Here is a 24152-nt window from a genome sequence, read left to right as displayed (position 1 = left end):
TAACCGATCATCGGTCGCACGGGGTGACGCCTCGCTTGGCAGCAGCAGGAGGAAAGAACGACATGCCGGGTGACACAATTCCGAATTTCAACAACGTGATCGCCGCGCTTCAGCTTCTGGGCGGTGGGCCGGGGGGTGCGCGGAATGCGCCGGTCCAGACGCCCGACGACCTGACGGTGGCGGTGCCGGGACGATCAGGAATCGGCGCTCCTCTCGCCGAGGCCGACCGTCCCACCTGGGCCGCGTTCCGGCGGCTCGAGCAGGAGAACCGGCTTCTTGTCGATCATGTCGAGATGCTGGCCTGCGCCCTGGGTGCCTGCCCGAATTGCTGGGGCGGCATCGAGGATTGCGAAGATTGCGGAGGCGTCGGGCGTCCCGGTGCCTTCGCGCCCGACCGGGCCTGTTTCGACCGGTTCGTGCTGCCGGTCATCGTGCGCGTCATGGGTCGCGCCGATCCGGACTGCGACCCTGCATCCCGCCCCGGCGATTACCGGGATCGGGATAACCCGCCAAGTCCCTCTGTTTAAACGGTGTTCCCTGTCCCTTGCGGGTTGTTTGGCGGATGGTTTCCGGGCCATCCGCCAAATTTTTTTCTGCCCTCAGATTTTCCTGCCCCTCAGAACAGGGGATCCAGGGCGAAGGGATCGGCGGGGGCGGTGGTGGCGATGGTGCGGCCCGGACCTGACAGGGTGGCGATCTGCTGGGCCAGCAGCGTGATGGCCGACGACGCCGCCGCAGCCGAGGCCGCCGGGCTGGACGATCCCATCGGCACGGAAATATCAAAGCTGCGGGCGTGGTTCGCCCCCCCGCTGGCCTCGTCCCCCACGAAATAGCGCCCCGACAGGCGATAGACGCCGTTGGCCTGGGCCAGGGCCTTTTCGACGCGGACCTCCAGCACCCGCTGGGGCGGTTCGGCCAGGGGCCAGGGCTCGCCGATCACCGTCGCGCCCGAGACGTCCGAAATGGCGCGCGCCAGCGACTGGGTGAAGGCGCGCTGCGGGTTGTCGGCCCACAGGCTGTCGGGGTTCGACCGGACGGCGCCGTCCTGGGTCTGGAAGGCGACCTCTTGCGCCGAGGCGTATTCGGGCAGCGACACATCCTTCAGTTCGGCGCTGCCCAGGCGGTTGGGCACCTGCCCCCCCGTGGCCGGCGGGTCGATCAGGTAACGCGCGGTCTTTTCCGGGTCGGAACAGGCGGACAGCCCCAGAAGGCCAAGGCAGGCAAGGGCAAGCGGCAGGCGGTGGGTCATGTCATCGTCCCAGAATGAAGGCGCGGGGGTTGCGTTCGATCAGCCGGGCCAGCGACCCGAAGGCCGCCGTCGCGCGGCGCAGTTCGCGCAGCATGTTGATCGCCTCGGTGTTGAAGGCCGAACGGTCGCCATAGGAGGCCAGCACCCCGTCCGCCCGTGCCGCCGTCGCCTCCAGCCGCTGGATCAGCTGCGGCAGGCGCTGAACGGATTGCGCCACCTGGTCGGCGGCGGTGCTGGCGCTGTCCAGGGCGTCGTTCAGGCTGCCCGCCGCATCGCCGTCGCGCAGGTCGTTCAGCAGGCCGGAGGCGGCTTGCAGCGTGTCGGACAGGTTGCGCGGCAGTTGTTCGGCATCCTCGCTGCCCAGCATGGCGCGCAGGTCGGCCAGGATACCTTCGGCCTGGGCGCTGATTTCCGAGAAGTTGAAGTCTTCGACCGCCGCCGCCGCCGCGTCGATCTGTTCGACCATCGCGGGGGCATCGGCGGCGGCCAGCTTGACTGCCTCGGCGGCGGCGGCGGCTTCCTCGACCAGGCGGGCGATGTTTTCCGCGGTGCCGCTGTCGCGCAGGTCGCGGGCCATGCTGCCGATATCGGTCGCGGCGCCGCGCGTCTGGTCCAGCGTCTGCCGCAGGGCTTCGGGAATGGCGCGGGTGTCGTCGGAACTGGCGATGTCGGTGATGCTGTTCATCATGTCGGTGGCCGACCGCAGCACCTCCTCGAACGGCAGGTTGCCGATGCGGGCCATGAATCCCTGGGCGCTGGCGCTGAAATCGTCCAGTTCGCCCGCGACCGAAGGAATGATCGGGTTCGGTTCGGCCGCCAGGTCGATGCTGGCCGGTTCGGCATCCGGAATTTCGACCAGTTCGACCTTCAGCGAGGTGCCCAGGAACCCGGCGCTGGCGACGCGCGCGCGCAGCCCGTCGGCCACCGCCTGTTGCAGGAAGGCCAGCGCGTCTTCGGGCGTGGCCTCGGCGCCCAGGCCCAGCCGCACGGGCGAGATCGCCAGGGTCACGGCCTGCCGGATCTCTCCCTCGGGCTGGTCCAGCGTCACCGCCAGATCGGTGACCTGGCCCACCCGCAGGCCCTGGAACTGCACATCCGCGCCCTTGGCCAGCCCTTGCAGGGAATCGTCGATCAGCATGGCGATGCGCAGCGGCTCGCCACTCTCACTGGCCAGGATGTCGTTGCGGGCGGTCTCCTCGTCGGGTTGCAGGGTATAGACATGGCCCGGCTCGACCGGGCGGCCGCCGCTGACCAGCGTGTCGAAGGCGACGCCGCCTTGCAGGACCGAGGACAGCGAGTTCACGTTGAAGGACACGCCCGACGCACCCAGCGACAACGAAAAGCCCGACGTGTCCCAGAACACGGTCGAGGTGGTCAGCCGCTTGTCATGCGGCGCCTCGATGAAGGCGTCGGCGATGACCTGATCCTCGGTATCGGCCAGCCGCAGGTTTTCCATCCGCCCGACCTGGACGCCGCGATACAGGACCGGCGCGCCCTCGCTGATGCCGTCGGCATTTTCCATCGACAGCGTGACCTGGGTGCCCGGCGTGTCCACGCGGATCAGCGGCGCGCGTTCCAGCCCGAGGAAATGATCCTGGGGCGTGGTCACGTTCGCGTCCCAATAGCCTTCGATAAAGGATCCGGTCAGCACCGTGTCCAGGCGCGTCACCCCCTGGGCCGTGACCTGCGGGCGGACGATCCAGAACGACGTCTCGGCGTCGATATAGGGGGCGACATCCTTGTCCACGCGGATCTTGACCACCACCCGCGACAGATCCGAGGTGAAGCTGACGGATTCGACCTGGCCCACGGTGATTTCCCGGAACCGCAGCGCGGTTTCGCCGGGCGTCACGCCGGTCGCATCGGTGAATTCGACCTCGATCACCGCGCCCCGGTCGGCATAGGCGTTCCAGGCGATGCCCAGCGTCACGATCAGGGCGATGATCGGGACCACCCAGATGACGTTGATCCCGGCCTGGGCGGCGCGCGCGGCGGTCTTGCGCACGGGGCTTGCCGGTCTCAGCGGCGGCGGCGTGTCGGTCATCGCGGTGTCAGTCCTGCCCCTGGGATCCCGTCCGGCTGCGCAGCGGAAGCCCGCGCCAGATCAATCTTGGATCAAAGCTTTGCGCGGAAAGCATGGTGAAGGCAACAGACAGCGCGAAGGACACGGCGGCCGGGCCGGGATGGATGGATGCGACGAAGCCCAGTTGCACCAGGGCCGACAGGATCGCCACCACGAACACGTCGATCATCGACCAGCGGCCGATGAATTCCACCACCTCATAGATCTTCAGCCGGGCATGGGCCTGTTCGACGGTGGCGGGACGCCCGGCGACGGTGGCCAGCCAGGCGATCGCCAGGAACTTGGCCACCGGCACGATCACCGAGGCGACGAAGACGATAATGGCGATGTCGTAATTGCCGTAATGGATCAGCTCGACCACGCCTTGCAGGATCGTCGCCTCGGAACTGCCTTGCAGGCCGGCGAAGGTCTGGGTGCGCATCATCGGGAACAGGTTGGCGGGGACATACATGATCAGTCCGGCGGCCCACCAGGCCCAGACCTTTTGCAGGCCCCGCCGGTCGGGCGGCACCAGATCCGCGCCGCAGCGGTCGCAGGTCGTCCGGTCCTGCGGCCAGACGCGGCCGCAGGACCGGCAGCCCAGCAGGCCTGCGCGATGCGCGGTCGGGATCGGGGCGCTGTCTTCGGTCACGAAACGCGGCTCCCGGCCATTTCGCGCCCGTCGGTATGCAGGCCCGCATCCTCGATCGCGTCCCAGATGGTCGTCTGGCACATGAACCCGCGCGAGGCGAGGTTGACCAGGATCAGCGCGCAGAACGCCCAGAAGGCGGGGCCAAGATGCACCGTCGCCAGCCCCGCGACCTTGATCAGGGCGACGGCGGTGCCGATCACGAAGATCTCGGCCATGGACCAGGGGCGCATCAGTTCGGACCAGCGAAAGGCCCGCGCCGCGTGGCGGTAAGGCGGCCGGCCCTGGGCCAGCGGGGTCAGCGTATAGACCAGCAGGAAGGCCCGCAGCACCGGCAGGCCGACGATCATCACCATCACCGCCAGCACCAGGGGCAGCAGCACCCCGTCGGCAAAGGCCATGCCCACCCCGAACAAGGATGTGGCATTGCCGAACCCCATCCGCGAGATCTCCAGGAACGGAAAGAACACCGCCCCCATCATCAGCACCATCGACGTGAAGGACAGCGCGATCAGCTGCACGAAGGCTCCGGCGCGCGGCTTGGCCAACACGAAGCCGCAACGGATGCAGCGCGCGGTTTCGCCGGGTTGCAGCTCTTCCTCGACATGCAGGGCATCGCAGCGCGGGCAGGCCATCAGCCCCCGTCCGGTCGTCAGATCAATGCCGTCCCGCGCGTCCATGCCTGCCAAGATAATGCCCCGCCCTGCCTGCGCAAGCGGTCAATGCCGCGCGCCCGCCCGCGCGGCCGAGGTCAGCACCACATTGCGTCCGTCCGCCGCGACATTGCCCGCCTGGACCGCGAATTCCAGCCGCAGCACGAAGCTGTCGCCCTCGACCCCGGTGGTGGCCTGACCCTCCAACTGGGTCGTGAAAGCCTCGATCAACTGGCTGCCAAGGCCGGTGCCGCCCGATTTGTCGGTCTGGTCGATGGAATTCGCGATCTCCAGCACCCCCCGCCCCGGCGCCGGAGAGGTCAGGCTGATCCTGACCCAGGGCGCATCCTGGCCGGGGGCGGCGCCCGCGTATTTCAGCGCATTCGTGAAGGCCTCGGTCGCCAGCAGGGACAGGGGCACGGCCTGGTCGGGCAGCAGGACCAGGGCCTCGATCTGGGTCTCGACGCGCAGATCGCTGCCCGGCTCGACCGAGGCGCTGACCATCTGGTTCACGATGTCGCAGATCAGCCGCCCGGCCTCGACCGCGTCCAGATGTTCGGCCTGATAAAGGTTGCGATAGATCGTCGCCAGGGCCGCGACCCGATCCTGGACCGACCGCAGCACGCGTTTGGCATCGGGATCGTCGATCACCCGGCTTTGCATGTTGATGATCGAGGCGATCAGTTGCAGGTTGTTCTTGACGCGGTGGTGAACCTCTTTCAGCAGGACGGTCTTTTCGGCGACCGCCTCCTCCATCGCTTCCTCGTCGCGGATCAGGATCCGGGCCATGTTGTGGAAGGTCTGGCTGACATCGAAGATCTCGGTCGGGGCGTCGGACAGCACGGGCGGCGGTGTGGTGCGGTTGCCGATGGCGAAGCGGCGCATCTGTGATCGCAGGACGGTGATGTGACGCAGCACCATGCGGAAGACCGCGAAATAGGCCACCGCCAGCGATACCAGCCACAGGGCCACGGGGATCGTCACCGCGCCCAGCCGCGACAGCTGGAACAGGCCGACGCTGGCGGTCCGGGGCGACCAGCTTCCCAGCGCATAGACCAGCCCCGGAACGGCGGGGACCACCGTGAAGGTGCGCGTCTGCCCGTTGCCCGCATGCGCCTTGAAGGTGGTTTCCGTGCGCGACAGCAGATCGACCAGGTTCACGTTCTGCGGCAGGATGTCCCGGGTCGAGATCTGGGCATCGCTGTCCGAGGTCAGGATTTCGCCCCGATGGTTGAAGGTCACGATGCGCGCGCCCTCGGTGCCGAAGGTGATGTTGTGGGTCGACCGCAGCAGCTCGGTGGTCAGCGTCAGGCCGATATAGCCCAGCATCTGCCGGTCGCGATACAGGGGCTGCGTCACCAGCACCACCGGACGCTGGGTCACGGTCCCGGCATGGAGCGAGGTGACCAGCGTTCCGGGTTCTTCCATGAACCGCTTGTATCCTTCGGACTGGGTGAAATCGACTGGCTGGTCCGCGCCAGACGAATTGCAGATGCTGATCCCGTCCAGCGGCACGAATCCCGCAAAGACATAGGTGGCGCTGCGTTCGATGAAATTCCGCATCAGGTCGGCGCAGTCCTGCGGCCGGTCCAGCGATTCCAGCACCGCAGGGCCAAGCGCGTCGGCCGATCCCAGCGCGCTTTGCAGCAGTGCCCGTTCCCCCGCCGCGGCCGAGGAGGTGCGCCCCAGCAGGGCCAGTTCGACCCCGCGCTCGGCCTCGCGCACCAGGCTGAAGTTCTGGATCAGAGAGATCAGCCCCAGCGGCAGGATCGCCACCGACAGAAGGGCGCCCAGCCGGAATCCCAGCTTGCGCGTGAAATCCAGCCGATCGCTGATCCGCCGGAACACCGGCGCCGCCTAGCGGGCGATGGTGTGGCTGGACGCCATCACGGCACGGGTGGCCTGATCGGTCATGTCCAGATCCTCGCCGTTTTCCATGTGCAGCAGTTCGGCCAGCTTGCGCCGCCCGCGATTGGCCCGCGACTTGACGGTGCCGATGGCCACGCCGGTCATGTCCGCCGCTTCCTCGTAGGAAAAGCCCGAGGCGCCGACCAGGATCAGGGCTTCGCGCTGTTCGTCCGGCAGTTGCTGGAACGCCGTCCGGAAATCCTTGAGCGCCAGCCGCCCGTCGTGGTCGGGGCGCGTGGCCTGGCGCGCGGCGTGGATGCCGTCGCTGTCGCTGACCTCGCGCTTGGTCTTGCGGCGCGCGGAATAGAAGGTGTTGCGCAGGATCGTGAACAGCCAGGCCCGCAGGTTGGTGCCCGGCTGGAACTTGTCCATGTTGGTCCAGGCCTTGACGATGGTGTCCTGGACCAGATCGTCGGCGCCTGCGCCTTCGCGGGTCAGCGACAAGGCAAAGGCGCGCAGGGCCGGCAAATGGTCCACCAGCTGATCGCGCGGATCAATGGTCGTGGAAGTCTTCATCCTGTCACCGTCCACCGTCGCGGGTCGTCGCTTTTGGAAATGGGTCACTCTGCTGGCGCAGTTGTTCGAGAAGAGCAAGAAAACGGTCGGGAATGTCTTCGGTCGTGTCCTGTTCAAAGGCGCGACGCAAGTTTTCGTCGATCTGCTTCTCGACTGCCGCCTTGCGACGGTCATCTCGCTTCGGTGTCATTCTTTTGTTAGTCCCGGTAATCTTGTGCGCACGTTGACCAACCTGTAGGGGTTAGGACAGGTTCCGCACAATATGTGAAATTCGAAGGATGTGAAACATGTCGTCTGCCGACCTTGCCCAGTCCATCGGGCGCGAGCTGCCCTATCTGCGGCGATATGCGCGTGCGCTGACAGGCAGCCAGCACGCCGGTGACAATTATGCCGCAGCCACCCTGGAAGCCATCCTGTCGGACCGCTCTGTCCTCGAGGCCGAGGAGGATATCCGCATCGGCCTGTTCCGCACCTTCCATGCGATCTGGCAAAGCTCGGGCCAGCCCATCGACGATGCCGACCGCACCGCGCGCGAGGCGCGGGCGCAGGACCACCTCCGGGGCCTGACCGCCAATTCCCGCGAGGCGCTGCTGCTGCGCACGATCGAGGAATTGCGCTATGACCAGATCGCCCGCGTCATGCAGATCGACCAGGCCGAGGCCGAGGAACTGGTCCAGATCGCCCTGTCGGAAATGGGCGCGTCGCTGCGCGGCAAGGTCATGGTGATCGAGGACGAGATGATCATCGCCATGGACCTGAAGGGCATCGTGCAGGCCATGGGCCACGAGGTGACGGGCGTGGCCCGCACCCATACCGCCGCCATCGAACTGGCGGGCCAGTCGCGCCCGGATATGATCCTGGCCGATATCCAGCTGGCCGACGGATCGTCGGGCATCGACGCGGTGAACGAACTGCTGGGCGACCTGGGCGACATTCCGGTGATCTTCATCACCGCCTTCCCGGAACGGCTGCTGACCGGCGAACGGCCCGAACCGGCCTTCCTGATCTCGAAACCCTATACCGAGGAACAGGTCCGCTCGGCCGTCAGCCAGGCGATGTTCTTTTCCTCGACCGAAGGGCTGGACGCGGCCTGATCCGTCTTTTTGCGCAGACAAAAGGCGGCGGGTCATTCCGCCGTCTTTTTCGCATCCGCCAGCAGCGATGCCCGCGCCTCGCGCGCGGCGCGGATGCGGCGGCGGCGGGCCAGTTCGACATTGATCAGCGCCCCCAGCAGCACCGAAAACCCGGCCAGATAGAACCACATCAGCAGCGCCACCACCGTGCCGATGGATCCGTAAATCCGGTTATAGCTGTTGAAGCTGCTGAGATAGGCCGAGAAGGCGACCGAGGCCGCCGCCCACAGGATCGCCGCGAAGAGCGCCCCCCAGGTAAAGACCGGGGTGCGCGGTGTCTTCACGTTCGGGCCATAGCGATACAGGATGCCGATCCCCAGGACCACCAGCAGGAACATCGCCCCCCAGGGCAGGCCCGCCACCAGCCAGCCGCGCACCTGCTCGAAGACCTGGAAATTCAGAAGGATCGGCACGATCACGATGGTGGCAAGCCCGGCCAGCGAAATGCCGACGATGGCCAGGGTCAGCGCATAGGCCAGCACGAAGCCGAAGATCGTCGAATGGCCGCGCACCCCATAGGCGGCGTTCAGCCCCCCCACCACCGCCTCGACCCCGGCGCGGGCGGCGATGGTCGCGACCATGAAGGACACGAAGGACGTCCAGCCGACCGAGGTGCGCCCGGTCGAGGTCAGCGACAGCACCTGCGCGTCGATCAGGTCGGCGGCGCCATCGGGCAGGAATTCATGCGCCACGTCCATATAGGTCATGATCACGTTCGGATCGAACCACAGGCTCCACAGCGCCAGGATCGCGGCAAGGCCCGGAAAGACGGCGAACATGGCATAAAAGGCCACGCCCGCGGCGATCAGGCCCATATGGATCTTGTCCATGCGTTCGAAAACGGCCGCCCAGAAGGACCAGATTTCTCGCAGCATCGGCACCGCCGTCCTTGTGTCAGCCCAAGGTCATGGCGTCACCGGCAGGCGGATCTGTCAACCGCCATATCGCGCCCAGACCGCGCTTTCCCCCAGACGTGCGACAAATTCGGCATGGGCCGCGGCCTCGGCCGGGGTCAGGCGCGAAGGCAGCGGCGCCGGGCGGGGATGGCGCGGGCCGCCGGCGCCCTGGGGTCCGGCGACCACGCCGCCCAACGCGGGCTGGTCCAGCACCAGGTCGGGCTGCCTGCCGCCGATCAGCTCCAGATAGACCTCGGCCAGAAGCTCGCTGTCCAGCAGCGCCCCGTGCCGCTGCCGGTTCGAGTTGTCGACGCCGAAACGGCGGCACAGCGCGTCCAGCGAGGCGGGCGAGCCGGGGAATTTCTCTCGCGCCAAGGCCAGGGTGTCCAGGGCGCGCGACCAGGGAAGGGCGGGGCGGCCCAGGCGGCGCAGTTCGGCATTCAGGAATTTCATGTCGAAGCTGGCATTGTGGATCACCAGCCGGGAATCCTCGCCGATGAAAGCCACGAAGTCCTGAACGATCTCGGCGAATTTCGGCTTGTCGCGCAGGAAGTCGTCGCCCAGGCCATGCACCTCGAACGCGTCGGGGGGCATGGGACGTTCGGGGTTGATATAGACGTGATAGGTCCGGCCGGTGGGCAGGTGGTTGAAAAGCTCGATCCCGCCGATTTCGACGATGCGGTCGTCCTTGTCCGCGTCGAAGCCGGTCGTTTCGGTGTCCATCACGATCTCACGCACGGGCGGCGATCTCCTTCACGATATGGTCGACGGCGCGGCGCGCGGCATGGCGGCTGTCGGTCGGGATGATCCAGTCGGCCCGCGCCCGCTTGTCCGCATCCGGCATCTGCCGCGACAGGATCAGGGCCAGCAGGTCGTCCGTCATGCCCGGCCGCGCCAGCACCCGCCGCCGCTGCGTGTCGGCATCCGTCGAGACCACCGCCACGCCGTCCATCAGCGCCTGATAACCGTTTTCGTAAAGCAGCGGAATATCCAGAACGACCAGCGGCGCATCGGCGTGGCGGGCGACATGCGCCTCGCGATCCGCCGCGACGATCGGATGGACGATGGCCGACAGCCGGTCCAGGGCGGCCGGGTCGCCCGCGATCACGGCCTTCAGCGCCGCGCGGTCGATGCCGCCGTCCCGCAGCGCCGCCGGAAAAGCCGCCGCCACCGGCCCGACCGCCGCGCCGCCGGGCGCATACAGGCGATGCACGGCCTGGTCCGCGTCCCAGACCGGATGGCCCAGGTCGCGGAAGATCTGCGCCGTGGTAGACTTGCCCATGCCGATGCTGCCGGTCAGGCCCAGCCGGAAACTCATTCCAGCACGACCCTGCGGGTTTCTTCGTCAATCTCGGGGCGGCGGCCGAACCAGCGTTCGAAGCCCGGCGCGGCCTGGTGCAGCAGCATCCCCAGCCCGTCCACCACCCGGCAGCCCCGCGCCTGGGCGTCCAGCAGGAATGGCGTCATCAGCGGCGTATAGACCAGATCCGTGACCAGGGCGGCCGGCGACAGCGCGTCCAGCGGCACGCGCAGCGGCTGCTTGCCCTCCATCCCCAGGGACGTCGCGTTGACCACGGTCGCCGCGCCTTCCAGCATGTTGCCCGCCTGCGCCCAGTCATAGACGACCAGCCGCGCCCCGAATTCCGCCTTGATCTGTTCGGACCGGATCCGGGTGCGGTTGGTGATGCGCAATTCCTTGACGCCGCTGTCCAGAAGCGAGGCGACCACCGCCCGCGCCGCGCCCCCCGCGCCGATGATCGCCGCAGGCCCGGCATCGGGCTGCCAGTCGGGCGCGTTCTGGCGCAGGTTGGCAATGAAGCCATAGCCGTCGGTATTGTCGGCATGGATCTTGCCGTCGGGCCGGAAGATCAGCGTGTTCGCCGCGCCGATCAGCGCCGCCCGGTCGGTGACGGCATCGGCCAGGGTCAGCACGGCTTCCTTGTGCGGGATCGTCACGTTGATACCGACGAAGCCCAGGCGGGGCAGGGCGCGCAGAACCTCGGCCAGGTGTTCGGGCATCACCGGCATGGGGATGTAATGCCCGGCGATCCCGTAACGGCGCAGCCAATGGCCGTGCAGGCGCGGCGACCGGGAATGGGCGATGGGCATCCCGATCACTCCGGCAAGCGGGACATGGGCGGGTCGGCTGGGCTGATCGTCGGTCATGGCAGGCATCCCTTGGCTTGCCGTCCAGCCTAGGCCGCCCCGCCCCCGAAAAAAAGCATCCTTTTGCAAGGGGATGCCCAGTGTGGCCATCCTGCCTGTGGATAAGATCCGGGGGGAATCGGGTCGAATCATGGGGGCAGGATGGGGCGCCGCGGGCCGGGGTGAAATCCCAGCCGGAACGTCCGACGAACGCGGGTGTTGCGTCCCCAGGTGCATAACTGCCCCGCCCGCCGCCGCGGATCTGTGGAGAACGCCGCAGCAGCACCCGTCTCCACAGACTTATCCACATCTTAACTTTTTGAAAATCTTTAGGTACTTAAATTTTTTTCGTAATCTTCCCGGAATTATCCACATCCGGCGGATCCGGGGACGAATCGTTGGATTTCCGCTTTATCCCGCTGTCCACAGGCCCTACATCAACATCATCCTTTATCTTTCTTTTCTATTTAAGAAGAAGAATGGCGATGCTGGACGGGCTTTCGGTGATCTATCCCTATGCCAAGGCGTTTCACGTCATGGCGGTGATCTCCTGGATGGCCGGGCTGTTCTACCTGCCCCGGCTGTTCGTCTATCACGTCGAACGCGGTCAGGGGCCGGAACCCGCCAGCAGCCTGATCATCATGGAACAGAAGCTGCTGCGGCTGATCATGAACCCGGTGATGATCGCCACCTGGATCAGCGGGCTGGCCCTGGTGCTGACGCCGGGCATCGTCGACTGGTCGATGGTCTGGCCCTGGACCAAGGCCGCCTGCGTGCTGGGCATGACCTGGTTTCACATGTGGTGCGCCGGTCAACGGCGCGTCCTGCTGGCGGGGCAGGGCCATCCCGGACGGCGCTATCGCATGATGAACGAGGTGCCGACCCTGCTGATGGCGGGGATCGTGCTGTCGGTGATCGTCAAGTTCTGACCGCCACGATTGACTCGGGCGCCGCCGTTGTCTATGTGACCACCAAGCCCGGCCGTCCGGCACGGGGATTCCCGATCTGTATCTTGACCAGCCGTGCGGCCATGCCGCGCGCGATTGCGGTGCCATCATGTCCGAAGAACGTCTGAACCTGTCCGAACTCAAGGCCAAAAGCCCGGCCGAACTGCTGTCCCTGGCCGAGGAATGGGAGATCGAGAACGCCTCGACCATGCGCAAGGGCGAGATGATGTTCTCGATCCTCAAGGAACATGCCGAGGAAGGCTTCGACATCGGCGGCGACGGCGTGCTGGAGGTCGTGCAGGACGGTTTCGGCTTCCTGCGGTCCACGGCCGCCAACTATCTGCCCGGCCCCGACGACATCTATGTCAGCCCCGAGATGATCCGCCAGCACAGCCTGCGCACCGGCGATACGGTCGAAGGCGTGATCCGCGCGCCCGGCGAGAATGAGCGTTACTTCGCCCTGACCAAGGTCGAACGCATCAATTTCGAAGACCCCGATAAGGCCCGCCACAAGGTTGCCTTCGACAACCTGACGCCGCTTTACCCGAACGAGCGACTGAAGATGGAGATCGAGGATCCGACCCTGAAGGACCGTTCCGCCCGGATCATCGACCTGGTGGCGCCGATCGGCAAGGGCCAGCGGTCGCTGATCGTGGCGCCGCCGCGCACCGGCAAGACGGTGCTGTTGCAGAACATCGCCCATTCGATCGAACGCAACCATCCCGAATGCTATCTGATCGTGCTGCTGATCGACGAACGCCCCGAGGAAGTCACCGACATGCAACGCTCGGTCAAGGGCGAGGTCGTGTCCTCGACCTTCGACGAACCGGCCAGCCGTCACGTCGCGGTGTCCGAGATGGTCATCGAGAAAGCCAAGAGGCTGGTCGAACATAAACGAGATGTTGTGATCCTTTTGGACTCGATCACCAGGCTTGGTAGGGCGTTCAACACCGTCGTCCCCAGTTCCGGCAAGGTTCTGACCGGCGGCGTCGATGCGAACGCCTTGCAGCGGCCCAAACGCTTCTTCGGTGCCGCGCGCAATATCGAGGAAGGCGGATCGCTGACCATCATCGCGACCGCGCTGATCGACACGGGCTCGCGGATGGACGAGGTGATCTTCGAGGAATTCAAGGGCACCGGCAACAGCGAGATCGTGCTGGACCGCAAGGTGGCCGACAAGCGTGTCTTCCCGGCCATGGACATCCTGAAATCCGGAACGCGGAAAGAAGAATTGCTGGTCGATTCCAAGGACTTGCAGAAAACCTATCTACTGCGCCGAATCCTGAACCCGATGGGCACCACCGACGCCATCGAGTTCCTGATCTCCAAGCTGAAGCAGACCAAGTCCAATTCGGAATTCTTCGATTCGATGAACGCCTGACGGGGCCGCTATGGATCTGATCTTTGCCGAAGCCACCCCGCCTGGGCGGGGTGGCGTTTCCATTATTCGGATCAGCGGTGACGGCGCGCGGTCGGCCGCCGAACGACTGGCGGGCGCCCTTCCCTTTGCCCGCCGCGCCTATCTGCGCGATATTCGGGACGGCGACGACATCCTTGATCGGGCCTTGGTGATGTGGTTCGAGGCAGGCCGCAGCTTCACCGGCGAGGAAGTGGCCGAGATTCACTTGCACGGCGCGCCGGTTATCCTTCGCCGCATGGGCCAGATCCTGACAGTCCTGGGCCTGCGTCTGGCCGAGGCGGGGGAATTCACACGCCGGGCGTTCCTGAACGGCAAGATGGACCTGTCCGAAGTCGAAGGCTTGGGCGATCTTCTGGCCGCCGAAACCGAATCGCAACGCCGCATGGCCTTGCGGATGAGCGGCGGCGAACTGGCGCGCAAGGCCGACGGCTGGCGATCCCTGCTGATCCGGGCAGGCGCGCTTGTGGAAAGCAGCGTCGATTTCGCCGACGAGGAGGTTCCCGAGGAGATCCCGGCGGAAGTCTCTGATCTGCTGGCGAAGTTCCGAGAGGAGTTGGACGGCCAGATCAAGGGATATGCCGCGGCGGAACGGATCCGCAATGGTTTCGAAGTGGCGATCATCGGTCCGCCGAATGCAGGCAAGTCGAGCCTTATCAACCGCCTAGCGCGCCGCGAGGTAGCCTTGGTGTCCGAGATCGCGGGAACCACCCGCGACATCATCGAACTGCGGCTGGATTTGCGGGGATTGGCGGTGACCCTGCTGGATACGGCCGGGCTGCGTGATGCACGGGACAGAATCGAGAGCTTGGGGATAGACCGCGCGCGCGGGCGTGCCTTGGCAGCGGATCTGCGGATCCATCTTTCGCCAACAGGGGCGGTGGATGAGTCTTTGTGGCAGCCGGGCGATCTGAAGGTGGTCAGTAAAGCGGATCTGGGGGGAATCTCCTCTGATTTGTCCGTCTCATCGGTAACGGGCGAGGGGATCGACCGCTTGCTGAATGATCTGTTTGACGCTTTGTCTGACAGGACGGCGGGTGCCGGCTTGGTAAGCCATCAGCGACAGTTGGGCGCCTTGATCGAAGCGCGGGAGGCGGTGACCGTAGTGGAGAATCTTCCCGCAGAATTATTAGCCGAAGCGATCCGCCGTGCGGCCAGTTCACTGGATCGTTTGCTTGGCAGAATCGGTGCAGAAGACTATCTGGATGTCATCTTCACCTCGTTCTGCATCGGAAAATAGGTGTTTCACGTGAAACAATACGACGTCATTGTGATCGGTGCCGGCCATGCGGGAATCGAAGCCGCCTCGGCTTCGGCGCGCGTGGGTGCGCGAACGGCGCTTGTGACGATGAGGCGGGAAGACATCGGAACCCTGTCCTGCAATCCCGCGATTGGCGGGCTGGGCAAGGGCCATCTTGTCCGGGAAGTCGACGCCCTTGACGGGTTGATGGGTCGAATTGCCGATCAGGCGGGTATCCAGTTCCGGCTTTTGAACCGCAAGAAAGGTCCGGCTGTTCAAGGGCCTCGGGCACAGATGGATCGTGCATTGTACCGAAACGCGGCTTTCAAGGCTGTCTCCAGGCAGGCCGATCTGACGCTTATCTTTTCGGAGGTCGCCTCGCTGATCGGAACTGATCGAGAGGTATCGGGAGTCGAACTGGCTGACGGGACGGTTCTTTCTTCGGCGGCCGTCGTATTGACGACCGGAACTTTTCTGAACGGCATCATTCATATCGGCGACGTCAGTCGGCCAGCAGGGCGTTGGGGGGATCAGGCGTCCAACCGTCTTGCAGACTCGTTGATGCGTTATGACCTCCCCTTAGGGCGATTGAAGACGGGGACGCCGCCGCGATTGGATGGCCGGACGATCAACTGGGAGATTCTGGAAACCCAGCCTGGCGATGACGAGCCGACACTGTTTTCGTACCTGAGTCACGATATCGAAGCACCTCAAATCAGCTGCGGTATTACGCACACCAACTCCGCCACTCACGATATCATTCGCCGAAACCTGTCCCGTTCGGCGATGTATGGGGGGCATATCTCGGGTCGGGGACCGCGCTATTGCCCGTCGATCGAGGATAAGGTAGTGCGTTTCGCCGACAAGGAATCCCATCAGATTTTTCTTGAACCCGAAGGCGTGAATGATCACACTGTTTATCCCAACGGAATTTCTACCTCGCTGCCTGACGATGTCCAACTGGAATATGTTAGATCGATCAAAGGGTTAGAGAATGCCGATATCCTTCAACCCGGATATGCTGTCGAATATGATTACGTCGATCCACGTGCGCTGACGCAGACGCTGGGCCTGAGGGACGTCCGCGGACTTTATCTTGCAGGCCAGATCAACGGCACCACGGGATACGAGGAAGCGGCCGCGCAAGGCGTCGTCGCGGGATTGAATGCAGCGATGACGGCACTTGACCGGGACGAGGTCGTTTTCAGCCGGGCTGACAGCTATATCGGGGTAATGATCGACGATCTCACGACACGTGGCGTGACCGAGCCATATCGGATGTTTACCTCGCGGGCAGAGTTTCGCCTGACCTTGCGGGCGGACAATGCTGATCAACGATTGACTTCCATGGGTTTGAAATTGGGCTGCGTCGGCGCGGAAAGACGTGCTGCCTTTGAAGCCCGGCAAACGCGCTATGAGGCCGCACGGCAGAATCTCGAAGCTGCCAGCTACAGTCCCAGTGCCCTGAGCAGGGCGGGTATTGCGGTCCGGCAGGACGGTCAGCCGCGGACGGTCTTTGGCCTTCTCGGTCAAACCGATCTTCCGCTCGCCCATTTGACGGATCTTTATCCTGCCTTGAGCAGCATTGGGCCGGAAACATTACAGCAGATCAGAAATGACGCTCTCTATCATCAATACACCGAGCGCCAAGCCCGCGATGCTGAAATGCTGCGGAATGATGAAGCGATTTCTCTGCCTCAGGATTTTGATTATCGTCAATTATCTGGTCTTTCAGGAGAATTGACTGCCAAGCTGACGTCGGCCAAGCCGACAACCTTGGCGGCTGCCGCCAGGATCGAGGGAATGACACCTGCCGCGCTGACCCTCTTGCTGACCGTGACGCGCATGGCAGGCAAGCGTCGCGCATGAGTGTTTCACGTGAAACAACGGAGCGGCTGGAGATCTATCGCGCTCTGCTAAAGCAGTGGAACCCGCGCATAAACCTTGTTGCGCCGTCCACCCTGGTGAATTTTCAGACCCGGCACATAGCCGATTCCCTGCAGCTTGCTGAACTTTCCGACGCCTCGGAAGGGGCGTGGATCGACCTGGGAAGCGGCGGCGGGCTGCCCGGCCTCGTTATGGCAATTGCAAAAGCCGACTCCAAGGTCGCGTTTACCTTGGTGGAAAGCGATCAGCGCAAGGCAGCTTTTCTGCGAACCGTCGCCCGGCAGGCCGATTTGCCTCATGTCACGGTGCTGGCACAAAGAATCGAAGCCATTTCTCCGCTGAATGCCGCCTATGTCAGCGCCCGCGCCCTTGCCCCGCTTCCGCAGCTTATGGCATATCTGGATCTGCACCTTGCGCCGTCTGGGACAGCCTTTCTCATGAAGGGCCGGCAGTGGCAGGCAGAAATCGAACAGGCCAGCCAACACTGGAGATTCGATTACGTCTCCCATCCCAGTCGCACGCAGGAGGGTGCGGCGATATTGGAAGTAAGCGGGGTCAAATATGGCGCATAGCGTCGTCGCCATTGCCAACCAGAAGGGCGGGGTGGGCAAGACCACCACGGCGATCAATCTGGGCGCGGCCCTGGCCATGCAGGGGCACCGGGTTGTCCTGGTCGATCTCGATCCGCAGGGAAATGCCTCGACCGGCCTGGGGATCAATGTCGAGCAGCGGCTAAAGACCGTCTATGACCTTCTGGCGGTTCAGGATTCCTTGGCCGATTGCAGCATGGAAACCGATATTGCGAACCTCTCCATCGTCCCGGCCACCTCGGATCTGTCGTCGGCCGATGTGGACCTGTCGCAGGTCAAGGATCGCACCCGCCTTTTGCGGCGCAAACTGGATCAGGCCGAGGCGGACAGTATCGTTCTGATCGATTGCCCGCCGGCCTTGGGACTGCTGACCGTGAATGCGATGGTGGCGGCCGACGCCGTTCTGGTGCCGCTGCAAGCGGAATTCTATGCGCTTGAAGGGCTGTCGCAACTGCTGTCGACGGTCAAGCATGTCCGGCAAAGCGGCAATCCGAACCTGCGGGTAAACGGCGTTCTGCTGACCATGTCGGATTACCGCAACAACCTGTCCCAGCAGGTCGAGGCGGATGCCCGCGCCACCTTGGGCGATCTGGTCTTTGCGACCGTCATTCCCCGCAACGTGCGCGTCTCTGAGGCGCCGTCCTTTGCGCAGCCGGTCCTGCTCTACGATCCCGCGTCCAAGGGCAGCGCGGCCTATCGCCAATTCGCGGCCGAATTCGCCGCGCGCCTGAAACTGGTCAAGGAGGAAGCCTGATGTCCGACAGTAAACTTGCCAAGCGCGGTCTGGGGCGCGGCCTGTCGGCGCTGATGGCCGATCTGGATCTGGATGGACCGGCAGATGCGAAGCCGATCAAGGACCGCACCATGGTCCCCATCGAACAGATCACTGCGAATCCCGACCAGCCCCGGCGGCATTTTGATCAAACCGCCTTGCAGGAACTGGCGGATTCGCTGCGGCAAAGGGGGGTGTTGCAGCCGCTGATCGTGCGCAGCCATCCCCAGGACGATGGGCTTTACCAGATCGTCGCCGGCGAACGCCGCTGGCGCGCCGCGCAGATGGCGCAATTGCACGAACTGCCCGTCATCATCCGCGACCTGACGGATACCGAGGTTTTGGAAGTCGCGATCATCGAGAACATTCAGCGCGCGGATCTGAATGCCATCGAAGAAGCCGCGTCATTTCGGCAGCTGATGGACAAATTCGGTCATACCCAGGAAAAACTGGCCGAGGCGTTGAACAAAAGCCGCAGCCATATCGCCAACCTGTTGCGCCTGCTGACCCTGCCCGACCAGATCCAGGATTATGTCAAGGATGGAAAGCTGACGGCGGGCCATGCGCGCGCCCTGATCACGGCGGATAATCCCCTGGCCTTGGCTCGTCGGGTGATCGACAATGGTTTGTCTGTCCGGGAGACCGAAGATCTTGTGCGTCTCAAGACGAAAGCCACTACGGATGGTGAGAAGGTCCGATCAGCGCGGAAAACGGACAAGGACGCCGATACGCGCGCCCTGGAAGCCGACCTGTCTGCCCAGTTGAAGATGCCCGTGACGATCGACCACGCGTCGAATGGGGCGGGGGTCGTCACCATCGGCTATCGACACCTCGAAGACCTTGAGCGCCTTTGCCAGATTCTCGGCCGATAGGCTCTAACTTATTGAAATCTAAAGAATATCTTCGGATATATCTATATCCCGAAGCCTTCCCGCATCGACATGGACAAGGTATAAATCCGGTCGCCTTCGCAGCACCGCCCCTGCGCCCTGATCGCCGGATAGCTGTGCGATATCCGCGAACATGGATCGCGGCAGGCTGGCGGGCGGCGTGATGCGGTTGCCATCGCTTGCCGCCGCCGGGGCAGGCGCCAAGGCGATGCGCAGCAGCAGCGCTGCATCGACATGCGGCATATCGCCCAGCACGACCAGGGCGCGGTCATCGTCCACCGCCGCCAGTCCGGCGCGCAGGGACTGCGATTGTGGTCCGATGCTGCGGATGATGCGGAACTCGGGCAGCAGGTCTTCCACCGCGGGGTCGGCGGTCACGGCCACGGCAGGCAATCCGCTTGCCAGGATCGCCTCGGCGACATGACGGACCAGAGGTTTGCCTCGATAAGGGGCTTGCAGCTTGCAGGCGGTCCCGAACCGCCGCGATGCGCCAGCCGCCAGCAGGACGACCGTGGTCACGATGCCCGCTCCAGAACCTCGGCCAGGACCGAGACCGCCAGGACGCGCGGGTCGCGGGCCGATTCGATCAGGCCGATCGGGCCGTGCAGGCGGTCCAAGCCCTTCGTGACGCCCAACTGGCGCAGCCTTTCCATCCGCATATCGCGGGCGCGCCGCGATCCCTGGGCGCCGATATAGAAGGCAGGCGATTCCAGGGCGCGGGCCAGGATCGGCGGTTCCCAGTCGTGATCGTGGAAGAACAGGACCACCGCGCTGCGGTCGTCGATGTCCAGATCGGCGGGCAGGGCGGGCCAGGGCAGCAGGCGGGTGGGCGAAGCCCGCGCCTCGGCCCGCGACAGGGTTTCCCGGTCGGGTGCCAGCACCAGATGGGGATAACCGGCCGCCCGCACCAGATCGGCGAAGATGGCGGCCTCGGGGCCCTGACCGAAGATCAGGAAGCGGGGCGGGGGCGGCAGCGCGATGCGAAGCCCGTCCGGCGTCGCGCCGGTCGGTCCCGGCTTGCAGCGGTGCAGGCGCAGATCCGGGCTGATGCAAAGCGCGACATGCTGGCGCGCCGCGCGTGCCGCCGCGATCTCGGCCAGCAGGGCCGGGCAGGGGCGGGGGATCAGGGTCACCTCCAGCCCGCCGCCGCAGGGCAGGCGCAGGTCGAACCAGGGCGAGCCTTCGCCATAGCGCAAGCGAACCGGCCCGTCGGACAGGGCCGTCCGGGCATGGCGCGCCAGATCCGTTTCGATGCAGCCGGAACTGAGCGTTCCGACCTGTCGATCCCCACAAAAGGCCATCATCTCGCCCAAAGGGCGATAGGATGGGCCGGTGATGCCGGTGATGATCGCCAGGATCGGATGATCGCAGGCCAAGGCCGCCGCCAGCGGATCGTCCGGCGCGGCCCCCGGCAGGGCAGGAAAGGCCCCTGCCTGCATCACTCCAATCCGGCGATGATCTTGTCCGGCGTTGCCGGAAGCTGCCGGACGCGGACCCCGCAGGCGTTGTGGATGGCGTTCAGAACAGCCGCGCCCGCGCCGCAGATGCCCAGTTCGCCCAGGCCCTTGGCTTGCAGCGGGCCGACATAGGCATCGCGTTCGTGCAGGAAATGCACCTCAAGTTCTGGGACATCGGCGTGGCAGGGAATATGGTATTCCGCCAGGTCTCGGCTGACGGCATGGCCGTCGCGAGGGTCGTGTTCCATTGTCTCGGTCAGGGCGATGCCGATGCCGAAGCTCATGCCGCCCAGGCATTGCGACCTCGCGGTCTTTTCGTTCAGCACCCGTCCGCAGGCGAAGACGCCCATCATCCGGCGGACGCGGACCTCTCCGGTCCAGCGGTTCACGGCAACCTCGGCCCAGTGGCTGCCCCAAGTCGCCTGACGGTGGGTCTTTTCCGTCTTGCCGGGCTGCAAATGCCCTTCGGCGGTGATCTGGCCGTCGATCAGCTCCGACAGCGGGCGCGACACATTCCCGGCGCGGGCCATGCCGTCGTGCAGCGTCAGGTCGGATTCGCCGCAACGCATCGTCCTGGCGATCTGGCTGCGGATCTCTTCGCAGGCGAGATAGACCGAATTGCCGCTGGAGGCCGCGCCGAAGGACCCCCCCGATCCCGCTGCGGGCCGGAAATCCGTGTCGCCCAGCCGGACCTCGACCCGATGGGCGGGCAGACCCAGCATTTCGGCGGCAAGCTGGCCCAGGATCGTATAGGTGCCGGTGCCGATATCGGTCATGTCGGTCTCGACAATGGCCTGGCCGTCCTGGTGCAGGGTGACGCGCGCACGGGATTCCACCAGCATGTTGACGCGCACCGCCGCCGCCATGCCCATGCCGATGAACCATTCCCCCTCGACGCGCCGCCCGGTGGGTTGGCGCGCCGACCAGCCGAAGCGTTGAGCGCCGTCGCGCAGCGCCTCGGCCAGCTTGTGGCTGGAAAAGGGGCGGTCCGTCACCGGCTCGGCATCGGGGATGTTGCGCAGGCGAAGGTCGACCGGGTCGATCCCGGCGGCCTCGGCCAGTTCGTCCATGGCGCATTCGAAGATGGTGACGCCGACCGCCTCGCCCGGCGCGCGGACCGATCCGGCGCAGCCGCGATGGATCCGGGCAATGGCATGGACGATCTGGCGATGCGCCGCCTGATAGGTGAAGGGCGTGGCCTGGGTGACGGGTTCGGAAAACTCGCTGCCCGGCAGGTTGGATACCAGAACGTCGTGGCCGATGCCCGACAGCACCCCGTCCGCATCGCAGGCCAGCCGGATCCGCTGGCGGGTTTCCGACCGGCGATGCGCCAGGTCGAAGACCTGCTGGCGGGACATCGCCACCATCACCGGCCGGTCCAGCTCGCGCGCGGCGATGGCCGCCGCCACGGCTTCGGCATTGATGCCCAGCTTGGATCCGAAACCGCCGCCGACATAGGGCGCCAGCAGCCGCACCTTGCTTTCGCGGATGCCCAGGGCGTCGGCCATCTGCTTGCGGTTCGACGACAGCATCTGCAATCCGGCCCGGATCGTGACGGTGCCGCCGTCCCATTCGGCGATCGCGGCATGGGGTTCCATCGCGGCGGCCATCTGCGACGGCGTGTGCCAGACCTGATCGACGGTCACGGCGGCGTCGCGCATCGCCTGGTCCAGATCGCCCGTGGCCGACTGCTTTTTCGGCGGCAGTTCGGGCGTCACCGATTCCGGGATGACCGGCACCGTTTCGGGGGCATAGCGGATGGCGATGTTCTGGGCGGCATGACGCGCCCCCTCGAACGTGTCGGCCACGACCAGGGCGATGGCCTGGCCCATGTATTCGACCCGATCCGGGCCCGAGGGCGGGGCCTTCTGGGCCTGCCCTTGAGCGGCATAATGGATCATCCGCTTGTCCCGGATCACCGCCAGGGCGCCCGGCGCATCGCCGATCTCCAGCACCTTGCCCGCCGGAATCTCGGCCTGGACCAGCACCCCATAGGCCATGTCGCGGGGCCGCGCCTCGGCGGCATAGGTGGCGCGGCCGGTGACCTTCAGCGGACCCTCCAGCCGGTTGAGGGGCTGGCCCAGCACGCCTTGCGCCATATGGTCCAGGCGGTCGTCATGGTTCGGGCCATCGACCCGCAGGTGCCGTGTCATGGCCTGGCCTCCATTCCGGTTGCATCGCGCAGGGTGGCGATCAGGCTGCGCCGCAGCAGGGGAATCTTGAACTGGTTTTCGCCCCAGGCCTTCGCAGGGCGCAGCAGGATCGCCGCCGCCTCGGCGAACAGCGCGTCCGAGGGCTCCCGGCCCGTCAGCGCCGCCTCGACCGCGGGGTCGCGCCAGGGCTTCGCGGCCACCCCGCCGAACGCCAGGGCGGCATGAGAGATCCGGCCGTCCTCGATGCCGATCACCGCCGCGACCGAGACCAGGGCAAAGGCATAGGAGGCGCGGTCGCGCACCTTGCGATAACGGTGCTGTCCGCCGATCGGGGCGGGCAGGGTGACGCCGGTGATGATCTCGCCCGGCCGCAGCACGGTTTCGACATCGGGGGTATCGCCGGGCAGCAGGTGGAAATCGGCCAGCGGCACCCGGCGGGGGGCGGGGCCGTCGATCTCGACCACCGCATCCAGGGCGCGCAGGGCCACGGCCATGTCGCCGGGATAGGTGGCGATGCACTGGTCCGACCCGCCCAGAATCGCATGGTTGCGCGTCACCCCGCCGATGGCCGCGCAGCCCGCGCCGGGATCGCGCTTGTTGCAGGCCATGCGGCGGTCGTAGAAATACGGGCAGCGGGTGCGCTGCATCAGGTTGCCGCCGGTCGTGGCCATGTTGCGCAACTGGCCGCTGGCACCCGCCAGCAGCGCGCGCGACAGAACCGGATAATCGCGCCGGATGATCGGATGCGCGGCCAGGTCGCTGTTTCTGACAAGCGCGCCGATGCGCAGCCCGTCGCCCTCGGGTTCGATCCGGTTCAGATCCAGGCGGGTGATGTCGACCAGGGCATCGGGGGCCATCACCTCGTGCTTCATCAGATCCAGCAGGTTGGTGCCGCCCGCGATGATCGTGGCGCTTGCCGGCAGGTCGGCCAGCGATCCCGCCCGGAGATAGGTGAATTCCCTCATGCCGCGTCCTCGTGCCGGTCGCCCGCGCCGGCCGCCTGGCGGATGGCCGCGACGATATGGGTATAGGCGGCGCAGCGGCACAGATTGCCGCTCATCCGTTCGGCGATTTCCGCGTGGGACAACTCGAACGGCCCCTCCAGGCTGGCCGAGGCGTGGCTGGGCCAGCCCGCCGCGATCTCCTCCAGCATCCCGGCCGCCGAACAGATCTGGCCCGGCGTGCAATAGCCGCATTGGAAACCGTCATGGTCCAGGAACTGCTGTTGCAGGGGCGACAGGCGGTCGGGACTGCCCAGCCCCTCGATGGTGGTGATCCGCGCGTCCTCGGCCATGCAGGCCAGGGTCAGGCAGGAATTGACCCGGCGGCCGTCGATCAGCACCGTGCAGGCGCCGCATTGGCCGTGGTCGCAGCCCTTCTTGGTGCCCGTCAGCCCCAGGTAATGGCGCAGCGCATCCAGAAGCGTGGTGCGCGTGTCCACGTCAAGATCATGGGTCGCGCCGTTCAGGTGAAGTGTGATCTGCATGGATCCCCCCGGAGGCTGGCATGGGTCGCTGGCTGGTGGCAGGGTCTCAACCGCCAGCCGGGCCGGACGTTCCATGCGTCCGCAGCTTTCCGGCAGGCGGTT

General features: G+C 65.5%; 25 protein-coding genes. 9 read left to right on the top strand and 16 right to left on the bottom strand.

The window, feature by feature from the left end; all coding sequences use genetic code 11:
• Positions 1–62: 62 nt before the first annotated feature.
• Positions 63–527: a hypothetical protein gene (locus PXD02_RS00440; protein WP_275105026.1), complete on the top strand. Its 465-nt coding sequence runs from the start codon at positions 63–65 to the stop codon at positions 525–527.
• Positions 528–616: 89 nt separating this feature from the next.
• Here the strand turns inward: PXD02_RS00440 and PXD02_RS00435 are convergent, their stop codons facing one another.
• From PXD02_RS00435 to PXD02_RS00405, 7 genes are read right to left on the bottom strand one after another with little or no spacing between them, the layout of a single operon-like run.
• A complete protein-coding gene (locus PXD02_RS00435) occupies positions 617–1249 on the bottom strand; it encodes a PqiC family protein (RefSeq protein WP_275105025.1) in 633 nt (210 codons plus the stop codon).
• Position 1250: 1 nt separating this feature from the next.
• Positions 1251–3293: a PqiB family protein gene (locus tag PXD02_RS00430; protein WP_275105024.1), complete on the bottom strand. Its 2043-nt coding sequence runs from the start codon at positions 3291–3293 to the stop codon at positions 1251–1253.
• Positions 3294–3300: 7 nt separating this feature from the next.
• Positions 3301–3963, bottom strand: coding sequence for a paraquat-inducible protein A (locus PXD02_RS00425; RefSeq protein ID WP_275105023.1), 663 nt, complete (start codon positions 3961–3963; stop codon positions 3301–3303).
• A complete protein-coding gene (locus PXD02_RS00420; protein WP_275106468.1) occupies positions 3960–4640 on the bottom strand; it encodes a paraquat-inducible protein A in 681 nt (226 codons plus the stop codon). Before PXD02_RS00420 ends, PXD02_RS00425 begins: the two co-directional genes overlap by 4 nt.
• Positions 4641–4679: 39 nt before the next feature.
• The gene (locus PXD02_RS00415; RefSeq protein WP_275105022.1) at positions 4680–6461 is read right to left on the bottom strand and encodes a histidine kinase dimerization/phosphoacceptor domain -containing protein; all 1782 of its coding nucleotides are present in this window, start codon (positions 6459–6461) and stop codon (positions 4680–4682) included.
• A gap of 9 nt (positions 6462–6470) precedes the next feature.
• Positions 6471–7037 (bottom strand): RNA polymerase sigma factor, encoded by a 567-nt coding sequence (locus PXD02_RS00410; RefSeq protein ID WP_275105021.1) that lies wholly within the window; start codon positions 7035–7037, stop codon positions 6471–6473.
• A gap of 4 nt (positions 7038–7041) precedes the next feature.
• Positions 7042–7227, bottom strand: a complete 186-nt coding sequence (locus PXD02_RS00405; protein ID WP_275105020.1) for a NepR family anti-sigma factor — start codon at positions 7225–7227, stop codon at positions 7042–7044.
• Between the two features lie 97 nt (positions 7228–7324).
• Between PXD02_RS00405 and PXD02_RS00400 the strand changes: the two genes are divergently transcribed.
• Positions 7325–8131 carry a response regulator gene (locus PXD02_RS00400; RefSeq protein ID WP_275105019.1) on the top strand — a complete coding sequence of 269 codons (807 nt, stop codon included), beginning with the start codon at positions 7325–7327 and terminating at the stop codon, positions 8129–8131.
• Positions 8132–8163: 32 nt separating this feature from the next.
• Here the strand turns inward: PXD02_RS00400 and PXD02_RS00395 are convergent, their stop codons facing one another.
• Genes PXD02_RS00395 through PXD02_RS00380 form a run of 4 tightly spaced genes read right to left on the bottom strand, consistent with a single transcriptional unit; the run spans position 8164 to position 11232 of the window.
• On the bottom strand, positions 8164–9045 hold the full coding sequence (locus PXD02_RS00395) for a YihY/virulence factor BrkB family protein (protein WP_275105018.1): 882 nt from the start codon (positions 9043–9045) through the stop codon (positions 8164–8166).
• A gap of 57 nt (positions 9046–9102) precedes the next feature.
• Positions 9103–9804, bottom strand: coding sequence for a DNA polymerase III subunit epsilon (dnaQ, locus tag PXD02_RS00390; protein WP_275105017.1), 702 nt, complete (start codon positions 9802–9804; stop codon positions 9103–9105).
• Positions 9797–10384 carry a dephospho-CoA kinase gene (coaE, locus tag PXD02_RS00385; RefSeq protein WP_275105016.1) on the bottom strand — a complete coding sequence of 196 codons (588 nt, stop codon included), beginning with the start codon at positions 10382–10384 and terminating at the stop codon, positions 9797–9799. Before coaE ends, dnaQ begins: the two co-directional genes overlap by 8 nt.
• Positions 10381–11232, bottom strand: coding sequence for a shikimate dehydrogenase (locus PXD02_RS00380; protein WP_275105015.1), 852 nt, complete (start codon positions 11230–11232; stop codon positions 10381–10383). Before PXD02_RS00380 ends, coaE begins: the two co-directional genes overlap by 4 nt.
• Before the next feature lie 464 nt (positions 11233–11696).
• Here PXD02_RS00380 and PXD02_RS00375 point away from each other — a divergent pair, with 464 nt between their 5' ends.
• The 7 genes from PXD02_RS00375 to PXD02_RS00345 all read left to right on the top strand — a co-directional run bounded on the left by PXD02_RS00375 (position 11697) and on the right by PXD02_RS00345 (position 18936).
• On the top strand, positions 11697–12140 hold the full coding sequence (locus tag PXD02_RS00375) for a CopD family protein (protein ID WP_275106467.1): 444 nt from the start codon (positions 11697–11699) through the stop codon (positions 12138–12140).
• A 127-nt stretch (positions 12141–12267) separates the two neighbouring features.
• A complete protein-coding gene (rho, locus tag PXD02_RS00370) occupies positions 12268–13539 on the top strand; it encodes a transcription termination factor Rho (protein WP_275105014.1) in 1272 nt (423 codons plus the stop codon).
• Between the two features lie 10 nt (positions 13540–13549).
• Positions 13550–14815 carry a tRNA uridine-5-carboxymethylaminomethyl(34) synthesis GTPase MnmE gene (mnmE, locus tag PXD02_RS00365; protein ID WP_275105013.1) on the top strand — a complete coding sequence of 422 codons (1266 nt, stop codon included), beginning with the start codon at positions 13550–13552 and terminating at the stop codon, positions 14813–14815.
• A 9-nt stretch (positions 14816–14824) separates the two neighbouring features.
• Positions 14825–16684 carry a tRNA uridine-5-carboxymethylaminomethyl(34) synthesis enzyme MnmG gene (gene mnmG, locus PXD02_RS00360; protein WP_275105012.1) on the top strand — a complete coding sequence of 620 codons (1860 nt, stop codon included), beginning with the start codon at positions 14825–14827 and terminating at the stop codon, positions 16682–16684.
• Entirely contained in the window at positions 16681–17274 is a 594-nt protein-coding gene (rsmG, locus tag PXD02_RS00355; RefSeq protein ID WP_275105011.1) for a 16S rRNA (guanine(527)-N(7))-methyltransferase RsmG, read from the top strand. Before mnmG ends, rsmG begins: the two co-directional genes overlap by 4 nt.
• Entirely contained in the window at positions 17264–18046 is a 783-nt protein-coding gene (locus tag PXD02_RS00350) for a ParA family protein (RefSeq protein WP_275105010.1), read from the top strand. The genes rsmG and PXD02_RS00350 overlap by 11 nt, the downstream gene beginning before the upstream one ends.
• A complete protein-coding gene (locus PXD02_RS00345) occupies positions 18046–18936 on the top strand; it encodes a ParB/RepB/Spo0J family partition protein (protein ID WP_275105009.1) in 891 nt (296 codons plus the stop codon). The genes PXD02_RS00350 and PXD02_RS00345 overlap by 1 nt, the downstream gene beginning before the upstream one ends.
• 18 nt (positions 18937–18954) lie before the next feature.
• Here the strand turns inward: PXD02_RS00345 and PXD02_RS00340 are convergent, their stop codons facing one another.
• Genes PXD02_RS00340 through PXD02_RS00320 form a run of 5 tightly spaced genes read right to left on the bottom strand, consistent with a single transcriptional unit; the run spans position 18955 to position 24050 of the window.
• Positions 18955–19473, bottom strand: coding sequence for an NTP transferase domain-containing protein (locus tag PXD02_RS00340; protein WP_275105008.1), 519 nt, complete (start codon positions 19471–19473; stop codon positions 18955–18957).
• On the bottom strand, positions 19470–20393 hold the full coding sequence (locus PXD02_RS00335; RefSeq protein ID WP_275105007.1) for an XdhC family protein: 924 nt from the start codon (positions 20391–20393) through the stop codon (positions 19470–19472). The genes PXD02_RS00340 and PXD02_RS00335 overlap by 4 nt, the downstream gene beginning before the upstream one ends.
• Positions 20393–22564, bottom strand: coding sequence for a xanthine dehydrogenase family protein molybdopterin-binding subunit (locus PXD02_RS00330; protein WP_275105006.1), 2172 nt, complete (start codon positions 22562–22564; stop codon positions 20393–20395). The genes PXD02_RS00335 and PXD02_RS00330 overlap by 1 nt, the downstream gene beginning before the upstream one ends.
• Complete coding sequence (locus PXD02_RS00325; RefSeq protein ID WP_275105005.1) at positions 22561–23529, bottom strand: FAD binding domain-containing protein; 969 nt, start codon at positions 23527–23529, stop codon at positions 22561–22563. Before PXD02_RS00325 ends, PXD02_RS00330 begins: the two co-directional genes overlap by 4 nt.
• On the bottom strand, positions 23526–24050 hold the full coding sequence (locus PXD02_RS00320) for a 2Fe-2S iron-sulfur cluster-binding protein (protein WP_275105004.1): 525 nt from the start codon (positions 24048–24050) through the stop codon (positions 23526–23528). Before PXD02_RS00320 ends, PXD02_RS00325 begins: the two co-directional genes overlap by 4 nt.
• Positions 24051–24152: the final 102 nt, after the last annotated feature.

Origin of the sequence: Paracoccus sp. S3-43, from assembly GCF_029027965.1 — a bacterium.
Taxonomy (GTDB): Bacteria; Pseudomonadota; Alphaproteobacteria; order Rhodobacterales; family Rhodobacteraceae; genus Paracoccus.
Note: the sequence above shows the minus strand (reverse complement) of the source record. Positions and strands in the feature narration are given on the sequence as shown.

Coding starts and splice junctions, on each gene's coding strand:
- PXD02_RS00440 (WP_275105026.1), top strand. CDS start 63: ATGCCGGGTGACACAATTCCGAATTTCAACAACGTGATCGCCGCGCTT.
- PXD02_RS00435 (WP_275105025.1), bottom strand. CDS start 1,249: ATGACCCACCGCCTGCCGCTTGCCCTTGCCTGCCTTGGCCTTCTGGGG.
- PXD02_RS00430 (WP_275105024.1), bottom strand. CDS start 3,293: ATGACCGACACGCCGCCGCCGCTGAGACCGGCAAGCCCCGTGCGCAAG.
- PXD02_RS00420 (WP_275106468.1), bottom strand. CDS start 4,640: ATGGACGCGCGGGACGGCATTGATCTGACGACCGGACGGGGGCTGATG.
- PXD02_RS00410 (WP_275105021.1), bottom strand. CDS start 7,037: ATGAAGACTTCCACGACCATTGATCCGCGCGATCAGCTGGTGGACCAT.
- PXD02_RS00405 (WP_275105020.1), bottom strand. CDS start 7,227: ATGACACCGAAGCGAGATGACCGTCGCAAGGCGGCAGTCGAGAAGCAG.
- PXD02_RS00400 (WP_275105019.1), top strand. CDS start 7,325: ATGTCGTCTGCCGACCTTGCCCAGTCCATCGGGCGCGAGCTGCCCTAT.
- PXD02_RS00395 (WP_275105018.1), bottom strand. CDS start 9,045: ATGCTGCGAGAAATCTGGTCCTTCTGGGCGGCCGTTTTCGAACGCATG.
- coaE (WP_275105016.1), bottom strand. CDS start 10,384: ATGAGTTTCCGGCTGGGCCTGACCGGCAGCATCGGCATGGGCAAGTCT.
- PXD02_RS00380 (WP_275105015.1), bottom strand. CDS start 11,232: ATGACCGACGATCAGCCCAGCCGACCCGCCCATGTCCCGCTTGCCGGA.
- PXD02_RS00375 (WP_275106467.1), top strand. CDS start 11,697: ATGCTGGACGGGCTTTCGGTGATCTATCCCTATGCCAAGGCGTTTCAC.
- rho (WP_275105014.1), top strand. CDS start 12,268: ATGTCCGAAGAACGTCTGAACCTGTCCGAACTCAAGGCCAAAAGCCCG.
- mnmE (WP_275105013.1), top strand. CDS start 13,550: ATGGATCTGATCTTTGCCGAAGCCACCCCGCCTGGGCGGGGTGGCGTT.
- rsmG (WP_275105011.1), top strand. CDS start 16,681: ATGAGTGTTTCACGTGAAACAACGGAGCGGCTGGAGATCTATCGCGCT.
- PXD02_RS00350 (WP_275105010.1), top strand. CDS start 17,264: ATGGCGCATAGCGTCGTCGCCATTGCCAACCAGAAGGGCGGGGTGGGC.
- PXD02_RS00345 (WP_275105009.1), top strand. CDS start 18,046: ATGTCCGACAGTAAACTTGCCAAGCGCGGTCTGGGGCGCGGCCTGTCG.
- PXD02_RS00335 (WP_275105007.1), bottom strand. CDS start 20,393: ATGCAGGCAGGGGCCTTTCCTGCCCTGCCGGGGGCCGCGCCGGACGAT.
- PXD02_RS00330 (WP_275105006.1), bottom strand. CDS start 22,564: ATGACACGGCACCTGCGGGTCGATGGCCCGAACCATGACGACCGCCTG.
- PXD02_RS00325 (WP_275105005.1), bottom strand. CDS start 23,529: ATGAGGGAATTCACCTATCTCCGGGCGGGATCGCTGGCCGACCTGCCG.
- PXD02_RS00320 (WP_275105004.1), bottom strand. CDS start 24,050: ATGCAGATCACACTTCACCTGAACGGCGCGACCCATGATCTTGACGTG.